The sequence below is a fragment of the Asanoa hainanensis genome (assembly GCF_900188485.1).
GTDB classification, from domain to species: domain Bacteria; phylum Actinomycetota; class Actinomycetes; order Mycobacteriales; family Micromonosporaceae; genus Asanoa; species Asanoa hainanensis.
In genome coordinates, this window is record NZ_FZPH01000003.1 from 579,384 (window position 1) to 592,040 (window position 12,657).

At 71.4% G+C, this 12,657-nt stretch carries 12 protein-coding genes; 7 read left to right on the top strand and 5 right to left on the bottom strand.

The window, feature by feature from the left end:
- Window positions 1-89 precede the first annotated feature (89 nt).
- Both CHC05_RS10255 and valS read left to right on the top strand, forming a co-directional pair.
- Entirely contained in the window at window positions 90-2,210 is a 2,121-nt protein-coding gene (locus CHC05_RS10255; protein WP_089247128.1) for a transglycosylase domain-containing protein, read from the top strand.
- Window positions 2,173-4,713, top strand: coding sequence for a valine--tRNA ligase (valS, locus tag CHC05_RS10260; RefSeq protein ID WP_089247130.1), 2,541 nt, complete (start codon window positions 2,173-2,175; stop codon window positions 4,711-4,713). The genes CHC05_RS10255 and valS overlap by 38 nt, the downstream gene beginning before the upstream one ends.
- 124 nt (window positions 4,714-4,837) lie before the next feature.
- On the opposite strand, the gene CHC05_RS10265 is transcribed toward valS, so the two are convergent.
- Complete coding sequence (locus CHC05_RS10265; RefSeq protein ID WP_089247132.1) at window positions 4,838-5,494, bottom strand: hypothetical protein; 657 nt, start codon at window positions 5,492-5,494, stop codon at window positions 4,838-4,840.
- Between the two features lie 77 nt (window positions 5,495-5,571).
- Entirely contained in the window at window positions 5,572-6,366 is a 795-nt protein-coding gene (locus CHC05_RS10270) for a hypothetical protein (RefSeq protein WP_089247134.1), read from the bottom strand.
- 53 nt (window positions 6,367-6,419) lie between these two features.
- Here CHC05_RS10270 and CHC05_RS10275 point away from each other — a divergent pair, with 53 nt between their 5' ends.
- The 3 genes from CHC05_RS10275 to CHC05_RS10285 are packed head-to-tail and all read left to right on the top strand — an operon-like array spanning window position 6,420 to window position 8,659.
- Window positions 6,420-7,553 carry a DNA recombination protein RmuC gene (locus CHC05_RS10275; protein ID WP_089247136.1) on the top strand — a complete coding sequence of 378 codons (1,134 nt, stop codon included), beginning with the start codon at window positions 6,420-6,422 and terminating at the stop codon, window positions 7,551-7,553.
- Window positions 7,554-7,607: 54 nt separating this feature from the next.
- Complete coding sequence (locus CHC05_RS41385) at window positions 7,608-8,042, top strand: hypothetical protein (RefSeq protein WP_179266115.1); 435 nt, start codon at window positions 7,608-7,610, stop codon at window positions 8,040-8,042.
- 29 nt (window positions 8,043-8,071) lie between these two features.
- Window positions 8,072-8,659 (top strand): hypothetical protein, encoded by a 588-nt coding sequence (locus tag CHC05_RS10285; protein WP_144022541.1) that lies wholly within the window; start codon window positions 8,072-8,074, stop codon window positions 8,657-8,659.
- On the opposite strand, the gene CHC05_RS10290 is transcribed toward CHC05_RS10285, so the two are convergent.
- The gene (locus CHC05_RS10290) at window positions 8,648-9,640 is read right to left on the bottom strand and encodes a 4-hydroxy-3-methylbut-2-enyl diphosphate reductase (protein WP_425426725.1); all 993 of its coding nucleotides are present in this window, start codon (window positions 9,638-9,640) and stop codon (window positions 8,648-8,650) included. The genes CHC05_RS10285 and CHC05_RS10290 overlap by 12 nt on opposite strands.
- Window positions 9,641-9,739: 99 nt before the next feature.
- Between CHC05_RS10290 and xseA the strand changes: the two genes are divergently transcribed.
- Window positions 9,740-10,987: an exodeoxyribonuclease VII large subunit gene (gene xseA, locus CHC05_RS10295; protein WP_089247142.1), complete on the top strand. Its 1,248-nt coding sequence runs from the start codon at window positions 9,740-9,742 to the stop codon at window positions 10,985-10,987.
- Window positions 10,984-11,190: an exodeoxyribonuclease VII small subunit gene (locus CHC05_RS10300; protein WP_089247144.1), complete on the top strand. Its 207-nt coding sequence runs from the start codon at window positions 10,984-10,986 to the stop codon at window positions 11,188-11,190. The genes xseA and CHC05_RS10300 overlap by 4 nt, the downstream gene beginning before the upstream one ends.
- A gap of 31 nt (window positions 11,191-11,221) precedes the next feature.
- Here the strand turns inward: CHC05_RS10300 and CHC05_RS10305 are convergent, their stop codons facing one another.
- Complete coding sequence (locus tag CHC05_RS10305) at window positions 11,222-11,989, bottom strand: hypothetical protein (protein WP_089247146.1); 768 nt, start codon at window positions 11,987-11,989, stop codon at window positions 11,222-11,224.
- An 89-nt stretch (window positions 11,990-12,078) separates the two neighbouring features.
- Window positions 12,079-12,630, bottom strand: a complete 552-nt coding sequence (locus CHC05_RS10310) for a DUF4245 domain-containing protein (protein ID WP_089247148.1) — start codon at window positions 12,628-12,630, stop codon at window positions 12,079-12,081.
- Window positions 12,631-12,657: the final 27 nt, after the last annotated feature.

Sequence of the window (12,657 nt, forward strand, 5' to 3'; positions counted from 1 at the left end):
TGGGCATTTCCGTAGAACATACGCATCCTGAGTGAGGATCACTCAGTAGACGGCGCAGCCTGAGTGCAGGACAACTCAGGGAGGCATCGATGGCGAGATGGACGCGGTTGGCTGTCGGTGCCGGCGTAGTGGGTCCGCTGGTCGCCGCCGGAGCGCTGCCCGCCGGGCTTCTGGCCGGGTTCGTCGCCACCAAGGTCGCCGCCGCGACCACCGACCTGCCGGAGGCCCTGGCCCACCCGACCGTCCCCCAGGCCTCCCGGCTCTACGCCGCCGACGGCAAGACGCTGATCACGACGTTCACGGACCTCAACCGCAACGACGTCACGCTGGACCAGGTCGCGCCGGTGATGCGGCAGGCCATCGTCGCCGCCGAGGACACCCGGTTCTACGAGCACGGAGCGGTCGATCCACGCAGCGTGGCCCGGGCCCTGGTGGCCAACGGGCGCGGTGGCGAGGTGCAACAGGGCGCCTCCACGCTGACCATGCAATATGTCCGGAATGTGCTCAAGACCGATCCCAAGTCGACCCAGCAGGAACGCGACGCCGCCACCGAGGACACGCTCGGACGCAAGGTCCAGGAGATGCGGTACGCCGTCGCCGTCGAGAACGCGCTCAGCAAGGACCAGATCCTCGGCAACTACCTCAACATCGTGTACTTCGGCGCCGGCGCCTACGGGATCGGGGCCGCGGCGCAGACCTACTTCGACACGACGCCGGCCAAGCTGACCCTCCCCCAGGCCGCGATGCTCGCCGGCCTCGTCCAGTCCCCTGACGCGTACGACCCGATCCACGGCGACAAGGCCGCCGCCCAGACCCGCCGTGACTACGTGCTGAACGCGCTGGCCAAGGCCGGCGACATCAGCCAGGCCGACGCGGACCAGGCCAAGCAGAAGCCGCTGGGCGTCAAGCCGGGCGCCGTGCCCAACGGGTGCACCGCCGCCGCACCGGCCGACAGCCGGTTCTTCTGCGACTACTTCGTCTCCTGGTGGCAGCAGCAGGCCGCGTTCGGCGACACACCGCAGAAGCGGCTCGCCGCCCTGCGCGACGGCGGCTACCGGATCACGCTGTCAATGGACACCAAGGTGCAGCAGACCGCGACCGAGGCCGCCACCGGCGTCTACGGCTACGACTCGCCCAAGGCCCTGCCGATCGCCGCCGTGCAGCCCGGCACCGGCCGGGTGCTCGCGCTCGCCGTCAACCGCCACTACAGCGTCGCCAAGGGCGCCGGCAACACCGTCGACCAACTGGTCGCCGGCGGCGACTCGGTGACCGGCTACCAGGCCGGCTCGACCTTCAAGCTGTTCACCATGCTGGCCGCGCTCGAGAACGGCTACACGCTGGACTCCGGCTTCGACGCCCCGGCGCAGCTTAAGACGGGCTGGCGGGACAGCGGACCGGCCTCCTGCGACGGCTTCTACTGCCCGGCCAACGACAATCCATCGTGGATGGACGGCTATCGCAACATGTGGACCGGGTTCGGCCGCTCCGTCAACACCTACTTCGTCCACCTCGAGGAGCAGGTCGGCGCCGAGAAGGTGGTGGAGATGGCGCAGCGGCTGGGCATCAAGTTCCGCGCCAAGTCCGACGCCGAGCGCGCGCAGAACGACGCCGGTGACTGGGGCTCGTTCACCCTCGGCGTCGCCGACACCACGCCACTGGACCTGGCCAACGCGTACGCGACGATCGCCGCCGACGGCACGTACTGCAAGCCGTTGCCCGTCAAGGGCATCAGCGACGCCGCCGGAAAGCCGGTCCAGGCGGCCGAGCCCCAGTGCACGAAGGTCCTGGAGCCCGACGTCGCCCGCGCCGCGGTGGACGCGGCCCGCTGCCCGGTCGGCCAGGACGGCGCCTACGGCCAGTGCGACGACGGCACCGCCACCCAGGTGTCCACAATGCTCGATGGTCGGCCGGTCGCCGGCAAGACCGGCAGCGCGGAGGACAACGCCACCGAGTCGTTCGTCGGCTTCACCCCACAGGTCGCCGCCGCCGGCATCGCCGCCAACCCGACGCACCCGGCGGACGGGGTCGGCGGCGCGGTGCAGACCGAGGTCATCAAGGCCGTCACCGACGTGCTCAGCCGGGCCGTCAGCGGCCAGCCGGAGAAGGGTTTCACCCCGCCGAGCCAGGACCTGGCCTTCGAAAATGGGTCGAACCCGGCGGTACCCTGGCGCTATGACGGATACGGCGAAAGGTCGCGCCGGGATCCCTGAGAAGCCGTCCCTGGACGGCATCGAGGAGACCTGGTCGCACCGGTGGCAGGAGGCGGGCACGTACGCGTTCGACCGGTCGAAGGCCCGGTCCGACGTATACGCCATCGACACGCCTCCGCCGACCGTATCCGGCGAGCTGCACATGGGCCACGTCTTCTCCTACACCCACACCGACACCGTGGCCCGGTTCCAGCGCATGCGCGGCAAGATGGTGTTCTATCCGATGGGCTGGGACGACAACGGCCTGCCGACGGAACGCCGCGTGCAGAACGTCTACGGCGTGCGCGGTGACGCGTCCCTGCCGTACGACCCGGCCTGGACGCCGCCCGCCGCACCGGTCGACGACGCCGCGCGGAAGAACCCCACGGCCATCTCCCGGCGCAACTTCATCGAGCTGTGCGAGCGGCTGACGGTCGAGGACGAGCGCGCGTTCGAGGCGCTCTGGCGCCGGCTGGGGCTGTCGGTCGACTGGTCGCTGACCTACACGACGATCGGGCGGCACGCCCGCACCACCTCGCAGCGGGCGTTCCTACGCAACCTGACCCGGGGCGAGGCCTACACCGCCGAGGCGCCGACGCTGTGGGACGTGGGCTTCGGCACCGCGGTCGCCCAGGCCGAGCTCGAAGACCGGGAACGGCCGGGCGCCTACCACCGCCTGCGCTTCCACGGCCCTGGCGACGAGCCCGTCTACATCGAGACCACCCGGCCCGAGCTGCTGCCGGCGTGCGTGGCGCTGGTGGCCCACCCCGACGACGAGCGCTACGCGCACCTGTTCGGCAGCACCGTGCGTACCCCCGTCTTCGGTGTCGAGGTGCCCGTGCACGCGCACCCGGCGGCGGAGAAAGACAAGGGCAGCGGCATCGCGATGGTCTGCACGTTCGGCGATCTCGCCGACGTGACCTGGTGGCGCGAGCTGCGGCTGGACACCCGCGTGGTGATCGGTCGTGACGGCCGCCTGCTGCCCGAGGCGCCGCACGGCGTGGATCCCGAGAAATACGCGAAAATGGCCGGCCGCACGGTCAACCAGGCCCGCCGGGAGATCGTCACCCTGCTCTCCGAGACGCTCGACCTGATCGGTGAGCCGCGCCCGGTCACCCACCCGGTCAAGTTCTACGAGCGGGGCGACTCGCCGCTGGAGATCGTGTCGACCCGCCAGTGGTATCTGCGCAACGGCGGCCGCGACGCCGATCTGCGGGCCACGCTGCTCGACCGAGGCCGCGAGCTGCACTGGGTGCCGGCCCACATGCGGCACCGCTACGACCACTGGGTCGGCGGGCTCACCGGCGACTGGCTGGTCAGCCGGCAACGGTTCTTCGGCGTGCCGGTGCCCGTCTGGTACCCGCTCGACGCCGACGGCCGGCCCGACTACGACCACCCGCTGGTGCCCACCGAGGACCGGCTCCCGGTCGACCCGACGTCCGACGTGCCGGCGGGCTATTCCGAGGACCAGCGGGGCGTGCCGGGCGGGTTCGCCGGCGATCCCGACGTGCTCGACACGTGGGCCACCTCGTCGCTGAGTCCCCAGATCGTCGGCGGTTGGGAGACCGACCCCGACCTGTTCGCCCGGGTGTTCCCGATGGACCTGCGCCCGCAGGGGCAGGAGATCATCCGCACCTGGCTGTTCGCCACGGTCGTGCGCGCCCACTTCGAGCACGGCACGCTGCCGTGGCGCGACGCGGTGCTCTCCGGCTGGATCCTCGACCCCGACCGCAAGAAGATGTCGAAGTCCAAGGGCAACGTGGTCACGCCGATGGACCTGCTGGTCGACAACGGCCCCGACGCGGTGCGCTACTGGGCGGCCAGCGGCCGGCCGGGCACCGACCTGGCCTTCGACCCCGCGCAGATCCGGATCGGGCGCCGGCTGGCCACGAAGATCCTCAACGCGTCCAAGTTCGCGCTGAGCTTCGGCACGGCCAGCGGCGGCGTCACCGAGCCGCTCGACCAGGCGATGCTCGCGGGGCTGCGGGAGGTGGTCGGCACGGCCACCACGGCATTCGAGGCGTACGACCACACGACCGCGCTGCAGGCCGCCGAGTCGTTCTTCTGGCGGTTCTGCGACGACTACATCGAGCTGGTCAAGGAACGGGCCTACGGCGACACGACGGCGTCCGGGTCGGCCCGGGCGGCGCTGGCCACCGCGCTCTCGGTGCAACTGCGGTTGTTCGCGCCTTTCTTGCCTTACGTCACCGAGGAGGTCTGGTCGTGGTGGCGCTACGGCTCCGTGCACAAGGCGCCCTGGCCCACGGTCCACGAGCTGGCCGGCGACGCGACGCCCGAGCTGCTGCGGCTGGCCGGCGACGCGCTCTCCCAGGTGCGCCGGGCCAAGTCGGAGCGCAAGCTCTCGATGCGCACCCCGGTGCCGCTGGCCGAGGTGCTCGGTCCGGCGACGATGCTGGAGACGTTGGCCCTGGCCGCCGACGACCTCCGCGCCGCCGGCCACGTTGGCAAGCTCGACTTCCTGCCTGATCGCACCACGGAGCTAGTCGTCGCTTCGGCTTTCTAACCGAGCAGCCGAGTCAGGAGCCCGTTCAAAGCGAGTTCCTGACTCGGGTTCGCGGTGGGCGCGACCGTTGCTCCCGCCAGAGAGCGCTCCGCTTCGCTCCGCTGCCAGGTCCGCGGTGGGAAAGCTAGAACCACCAACCGCGTAGGAAGCGGATGCCGAGCAGGATGGTGACGATGCCGGGGCCGGCGGCCAGCGCGGCCGCCGACACCCGGTAGACCATGCGGTGGCGCAGCAGCTCGGCTCCGTTGCCTACTACGACCAGGCCTGCGGCCACCATGTACCAGGCCCACCAGCGGGGTTCGAGGTGGAACAGGTCGAAACGCAGGCCCTGGAAGGCCAGGCCGAGGACGACCGCGATCGTGGCCAGCATGACCAGGGTGCGGTGGAACGAGCGGCCCAGCGGGTCTTGCGGGCGCCACCAGTAGCTGCCCGCGATCGCCGCGGCCGGCAACGAGATGAGCAGCGGCCAGAACCGGGGCACGTCGCCGAACATCAGCATCACGCCGACCGCGAAGGCGATCAGGCCCAGGTTGCCGACGGCGTACCCGAGGATGCCGCCACCACGGCGCAGGGCGACGAAGCCGGCCGCGCTGATCAGCGACGTGGGAATCACCACGAACAGGGACCACCAGCGGAAGTCGTGCGCGGCCTGGGCGAGGCCGCTGACCAGCGCGCAGGCGAGCAACGCGATGCCGCTGCCGGCCAGCCAGGGTGCGGCACGGCCGGTTGCCTGGCCCGGCGTGGGCGTCGGGGTCGAGGTCTGCGGATACGTCGTGGTCACGTCACCTACTGTGCCGACCCGCGGCCCCGGGCACCATCCGGCTAGCCCTACCCGGGCAGGTCAGGCCGGCGGGTGGATCAGAAGTCGCCTCCGCCGAAGTCCCCGCCGCCGAAGTCGCCACCACCGAAGTCGCCGCCGCCGTAGTCACCGCCACCGCCGTCGCCGCCGTCGTAGCCGCCGCCATCGCCGCCATCGCCACCGTCGCCGTCGTACCCGGTGCCGTCCTGGAAGCCCTCCTGATAGCCGGCGTCGTAGCCGTAGCCCGGGTCCGCGAACGCGGGCGAGAACAGCGCGTCGGCGATCAGCAGGCCGCCGACGACGCCCACCGCGCCGCCCAGCGCCGGACGCCACCACGGCTGCGAGTACCAGCCGGACGGCACGGGCCGGCCCTGGTAGCGCCCGCCCGGGTAGTAGTAGGGCGTCTGGTTGCTCGGCTGCGGGCCGGCCGTGAACTGCTGGCCCTGCACGTCGACCGTGCGCTCCTTGGTGAGCGTGCCGACACCCCGGGCCGAGGCGAGCTGCGGCAGCTCCGGACCCGGGTCGATGCCCATGGCGGTGCGGGCCGCCCGGATGTACGTCAGGCCCTCCAGCGAGGTCTCCCGGGCCAGCTCGTACTGGCGGGGAGAGCGGGCCTGCTCGAGCTGGCTGCCCGCGGCGTTGTAACGCTCACCGGCGTCGGACAGTGCCTGGCGGACCGCCGGCTCCGAACCGTGCAGGTTCATCACCTGTCCGCCGAGTCGCTCGTACCAACGCTGGGCCTCGGCTCGCGCGTCGGTCAACTCCCGTTCGCGCCGGCCGGCCACGGAGCGCTGGTAGTAGAACACCAACGCGATGACGATCACCAGCAGCGCGATCAACCACAACCAACCCATGACACGACGGTACGTCGCCTTGTCATGTCGCACCTGTTTGGCAGTCTTACCGGATGGACCTTTCAACGGTGGCCGTGGTGGTCCTCTGCTTGGCGATCGGCGCGGTGGCCGGGTGGTTTGCGGCGGTTTCGCGCACCGCGTCCCACGTCGCCCGACTCGAGGCCACGATCGACGCCAACCGCGAAGGCGAGGGGCGCCTGGAGCAGTCGATGCGGGCGTTGTCCTTCGAGGCGACCGTGCAGTCGCAGGAGGCGGTCGCCCGGGCGGTCGCGCCGCTGCACGAGACGCTGCGCCGCTACGAGCTCCGGGTGGCCGAGCTGGAGCGCGAGCGGGTCGACGCCTACGCCGAGCTGCGCGAGCAGGTCCGGGCCATGTCGACCGTCTCCGGCGAGCTGCGCACCGAGACCAAGCAGCTGGTGGCCGCGCTGCGCGCGCCGCAGGTGCGGGGCCGATGGGGCGAGCACCAGCTCCGCCGGATCGTCGAGGCGGCCGGGCTGCTGGAGCACTGCGACTTCGCCGAGCAGGTCACCGCCTCGACCGACCACCAGGGCGTACGACCCGACCTGGTGGTCCGGCTGCACGGCGGGCGGTCGGTGGTGGTCGACGCCAAGGCGCCGTTCGACGCCTACCTGACCGCGATGGAGGCGCGCGACGAACGCACCCGCGACCAGCACCTCGACGGGCACGCCCGGGCGCTGCGCGCGCACGTCGACGGGCTGGCCGCCAAGGCCTACTGGACGGCGTTCACCCAGTCGCCCGAGTTCGTCGTGCTGTTCGTGCCGGCCGACCCGTTCCTCGACGTGGCGCTGCAGCGCGACCCGACGCTGCTGGAGCACGCCTTCGCCCGCAACATCGTGCTGGCCACCCCGGCGACGCTGGTCGCGCTGCTGCGCACGATCGCCTACTCGTGGCGGCAGGAGTCGCTGGCCCGCAACGCGGTCGCGGTGCACGAGCTCGCCCGCGAGCTCTACGGCCGGCTGGCCACCCTCGGCGACCACGTGGGCAAGCTGGGCTCGGCGCTCGGCACGGCGGTCACCTCGTACAACCGGGCGGTCGGCTCGTTGGAAGCCCGCGTCCTGGTGAGCGCCCGCAAGCTGGCCGACCTGGGCGTCTCGGGCGACGACCTGGTGGCACCGCCCCAGGTGGAGAGCATGCCGCGCCAGCTCCAGGCCCCGGAGCTCATCTAGGGGAACCCGCGCTGCGGTGGCGTGCGTCCCATTCCAATGACACACTTCGACGTCATGCGCAGGTTGACGGGTCCACTGGCGGCATTGATGGTGGTGGCCCTCGCCGGCTGCTCGGCCGGCTCCCGCGAGGGTGATCCGATCCCGGCGCCCTCGACGTCGTCAACCGCACCGACACCGTCCACCGTGCCCGCCGTCCCGCCCGCGCCGACCGTGGCCCCGACGGCGACCTTGCCTCCGCCGCCGCTCGACCCGCTCACCCCGCGCCCGTCGGGCGCCAACACGCCGAAGGTGGTCAATGTCACCGGCACGGTGACCGCGGGCGTCGAGTCGGGTTGCCTGCTACTCGAGGGCTATCTGCTGGTCAACGCGCCGACGAGCCTGGTCTACGAGGGCGTACGCGTGAAGGCGACCCTGGAGGTCCGGCCGGACCTGGTCAGCACCTGCCAACAGGGCACCCCGGCGATGATCACGTCGGCGCAGCGCCTTTGACATTTCGACTGTAATGTAAACTGCGAAGGGTGAGCCTCCTTCGCACCGCCATGACGTACGAGCGCGGCGTCTGGGTCAGCCTCTTCCGCTGGGTCTTCCGCCGCCCCGACCCGGCCGGCCCGGGTGCCCGCTTCGGCTACAGCGCCGTGACGACGCCGGTGTTCATCGCCTTCATCGCGGTCTCGATCGTGGAGATCCCGATCCTGCACTTCCTGCTGCCCTGGCGCACGGTGCAGGTCGTCGCGTTCGTGGTGAGCGTCTGGGGCCTGCTCTGGATGGTCGGCCTGCTCGGTGCCGTGCGGATCCACCCCCACGTCGTGCAGACGGAGGGTGTCCGGATCCGCTCGGGGTTCACCGTGGACGCCTTCGTGCCCTGGTCGGCGGTCGCGGCCGTGCGCACCCGCAACCGGCCGTTGGAGAGCAGCAAGGGCGTGCAGTTCGAGGAGACGGCGGACGGCCTGATCGGCAAGGTCGTGGTGCTCGGGCAGACCAACGTCGAGCTCGTGTTCACCGCGCCGATCGAGGTCGGAATGGCCCGCGGGCCGCTGATCGAGCTGCACCTCTGGGCCGACGACCCGGCCGAGCTGGCTGCGGCGACCCGGGTCCTAGTCGGCTGAGGCGGCGGCGCGCGCTGCGGCGGCGGCCTTCATGTCGCGCTTGAGCTCCTGCGGCAGCGAGAACGCCAAACGCTCGTCCACCGTGGTCACCTCGGAGACGTCCGCGAAGCCGCGCTCGACCAGGTGGTCCAGGAGCTGGTCGACGAGGTCCTCCGGCACGCTGGCGCCGGAGGTCACGCCGACCGTCGTCGCGCCGGCCAGCCAGGCGTCGTCGATCTCGCTGGCGTAGTCGACCAGGTAGGAGGCCCGGGCGCCGGCGTCGAGGGCGACCTCGACCAGGCGGACCGAGTTGGACGAGTTGCGTGAGCCGACGACGATCACCACGTCGCAGTCGGGCGCGATCTGCTTGACCACCTGCTGCCTGTTCTGGGTGGCGTAGCAGATGTCGTCGCTCGGCGGTGACTGGAGCAGCGGCAGGCGCACCTTGAGCCGCTCGACCGTCTCCAGCGTCTCGTCGACCGACAGCGTGGTCTGCGACAGCCAGACGACCTTGGCGGGATCGCGCACCGTCACCTTGTCGACACCCTCGGGCCCGTCGACGAGCTGGACGTGCGCGGGCGCCTCGCCGGCGGTGCCGATCACCTCTTCGTGGCCTTCGTGGCCGATGAGCAGGATGTCGTAGTCGTCAGCGGCGAACCGCTTGGCCTCCTGGTGGACCTTGGTCACCAGCGGGCAGGTCGCGTCGATCGCCCGGAGCTGGCGTTCCTTGGCCTGCTCGTGCACCTCGGGGGCGACGCCGTGGGCCGAGAAGACCACCGTGGCGCCCTCGGGCACCTCCGCGTTCTCCTCGACGAAGATCGCCCCTCGGCGTTCGAGCGTGGCCACCACGTGCTTGTTGTGCACGATCTGCTTGCGCACGTAGATGGGCGCGCCGTAGAGGTTGAGGGCCTCCTCCACCGTCTGCACGGCACGGTCGACCCCGGCGCAGTAGCCGCGCGGGTTGGCCAGAAGCACACGCTTACGGGCGGGTTCCTCGATCACCCGCCAATGGTACGTGGCGCGGCCGCCCCCGGCAGAATGTCGTGCGCCGGGAGTGCGCACCGCCACCGGCCGGCGGGTCGCTCGCCGTAGGGTGGTGCGGTGACCACCCCCGAGCCCAACGGCGTCCCCAAGAGCACCGCGGAGGAGCCGTGGCCGGTGCGGGTGGTGAGCCAGAAGATCAGCAGCTGGATCGCCAAGCTCGGCTGGGTCTGGGTCGACGGGCAGGTCGCGCAGATCAGCCGCCGGCCCGGCGCCACCACGGTGTTCCTCACCCTGCGTGACCCGTCGGCCGACCTGAGCCTCACCGTCACGACCAACCGGGACGTGCTCGACCTGGGCGCGCCCAACCTCGAAGAGGGCGCCCGCGTCACCGTGCACGCCAAGCCCGACTTCTTCCCCGCCCGGGGCACCCTCAGCCTGCGCGCCGACGAGATCCGCCAGGTCGGGCTGGGCGAGCTGCTGGCCCGCCTCGAACGGCTGAAGAAGCTGCTGGCCGCCGAAGGGCTCTTCGACCCCCGGCGCAAGCGGCGGCTGCCGTTCCTGCCGGGCCGGATCGGGCTGCTCACCGGGCGCGCCTCGGCGGCGGAGCGCGACGTGCTGACGAACGCGCGGCGGCGGTGGCCGTCGGTGGACTTCCGGACGATCAACGTCGCCGTGCAGGGCCCGACCGCGGTGCCGCAGATCATCGACGCGCTCAAGGTGCTCGACGCCGACGAGTCGATCGACGTGATCGTGATCGCCCGCGGTGGCGGTGGGGTCGAGGACCTGCTGCCGTTCTCGGACGAGGCGCTCTGCCGTGCGGTGTTCGCGTGCCGCACCCCGGTCGTCAGCGCGATCGGCCACGAGACCGACGCGCCGCTGCTCGACTACGTCGCCGACGTGCGCGCCTCGACGCCGACCGACGCGGCCAAGCGGATCGTGCCCGACCTGGGCGAGGAGATCCGGGTCATCGGGCAGGCCCGGCAGCGCCTCGACCGCGCGGTGCGCGGCCTGCTCGACCGCGAGCAGCACCGCCTCGACGCGGTCCGGTCGCGTCCGGTGCTGGCACGGCCGCACGTGATGGTCGACGCCCGGGCCGCCGACGTGACCGCGCTGCGCGACCGCGCCGGCCGGACGCTGGACCACCGGATCAGCGCGGCGGGTGCGGACCTGCGGCACACCGTGGCGCGACTGCGCGCGCTGTCGCCGGCCGCCACCCTGGACCGCGGCTACGCGATCGTCCAGAGCCGCACCGGCCACGTCGTACGCGCGGCGTCCGAAGTGGCCAAGGGCGACGTGCTGCGGGTCCGACTGGCCCGAGGCGAACTGTCGACCAGCGTTGACGAGGCAAGCGAGGAGAACCGGTGACCGACGAGAAGTTGAGCTACGAGCAGGCCCGCGCCGAGTTGGCGTCGGTGGTCGAGAAGCTCGAGGCGGGCGGCATCTCGCTGGAGGAGTCGCTGGCGCTCTGGGAGCGCGGCGAGCGGCTGGCGGACATCTGCCAGCACTGGCTCGACGGCGCACGCGAACGCCTCGACGCCGCCCGTCAACAGGCCGGCGCCGAGGCGTAGCGGGCGAGCGCGCGCCCGCCCTTGGCGTGCGTCAGGCCGCGGCGACCTGGTCCGCCGGCGGGGCCTTCGGTTGCGTGACGTCGCCGTACTCGAAGAACTTGACGGTGCCCTTCTGCGCCTTGACCGAGCCGCTGGCGGGGATCTCGATCACGATGGAGCTGAAGCGGCCCTCGCTGTCGAGCGTGAAGGTGACCGGGAGCGCCTTCACCTTGTCGCCGAGCGCCTTGATCGTCTCCTCGTCCTCGGTCAGGTCGAGGTCGGTGTTGACCGTGATGTCGACAGTGCCGGTGAAGGTGCCGGGCGCGGTCTCCTTGAGGTCCTTCAGGCCCTTGGTCATGCTGGTGCCCATGGCCTGCGCGCCGGCCCCGGCGAACGGCATGCCTTCCTCGTCGGCGGCGGTGGACTTCTGCCACTTGCCGAGACCCTCGGCCAGCCCCTGCATCGTCGGGTCGTCGCCCGGGTCGAGGCCGAGGTCCATCTTGGTCCAGACGTCCTCGCCGATCGCGATCACGTCGATCTTGATCTGCTGACCTTCGGACTCTCCAGTCAACGCCATCTGCACGCTCTGCGAAGGCTGGTGCCGGACGCCCTGGGCCTTCATGGAGGCCGTCTCGTAGCTGAACTTGAAGCTGCTCTCGTCGACCTTCTTGCCGGCGGCGGCGATCTGCGTGGCCGGGTCGGCGGGCGCGGTGGTGGTGGCGGCGGCCGGCGAACCGGTGCCGGAGTCGGCAGCTTGACCGCAACCGACCAGGGCAAAGAGGACGGCCGCGGTGACGACCGCCAGCTTGGGCGTACGCAAGGAGTAACTCCAAAAGACGCTCGAAATTGAAGAAGCGCCGTAGCGTACCTGGATGAGCGTTGGCTGAGCGTTGGCTGGGAGTCTCTAGATCACTTGAGCGAGCCGGCCAGCGTGCGCAGATCGGCGTCGGCGGCATCGCCGACCACGATCACGGTGCGGTCCGGGTCGAGCTTGACCAGGGCGCGCTCGCCGGGCCGGGTCGAGTAGGTCTGCCAGGAGCCGCCGGCGATCTCCGCGGTGCCCTGCGCCCGTGCCTCGCTCGTGAGCTCGGCCGGGATGACCTTGGTCGAGTCCGCGTCGGTCTGCAGGACCTGGGCGCCCTTGCCGTCGGGGCTGACGAAGCCGAGGCGCAGCGCCTTGCCGCCGTCGATCTGCTGCCACCGGGCGGTGACCGTGGTCCACTCGTCGGACAGGCCGGTCGGCACGAGCACCGGGAAGGCGTTGGCGTGCCGGGCGTCGTCGATGGCCACGGCCGGGTCGACCGCGAGGGGGTCGTTGCCGTCGAAGAACACCCGGTAGACCCCGAAGGCCAGGAGAATCGGGACGAGCAGCACCAGCATGGAGATCACCATGTCGCGCGGCCGGCGCTCACTGCGCTGTGCCGACGCGACGATCTCCTCGGTGCTGGCCTGCTGCTCCACGGGGCAATTGTGCCGAGCATCGGCCGC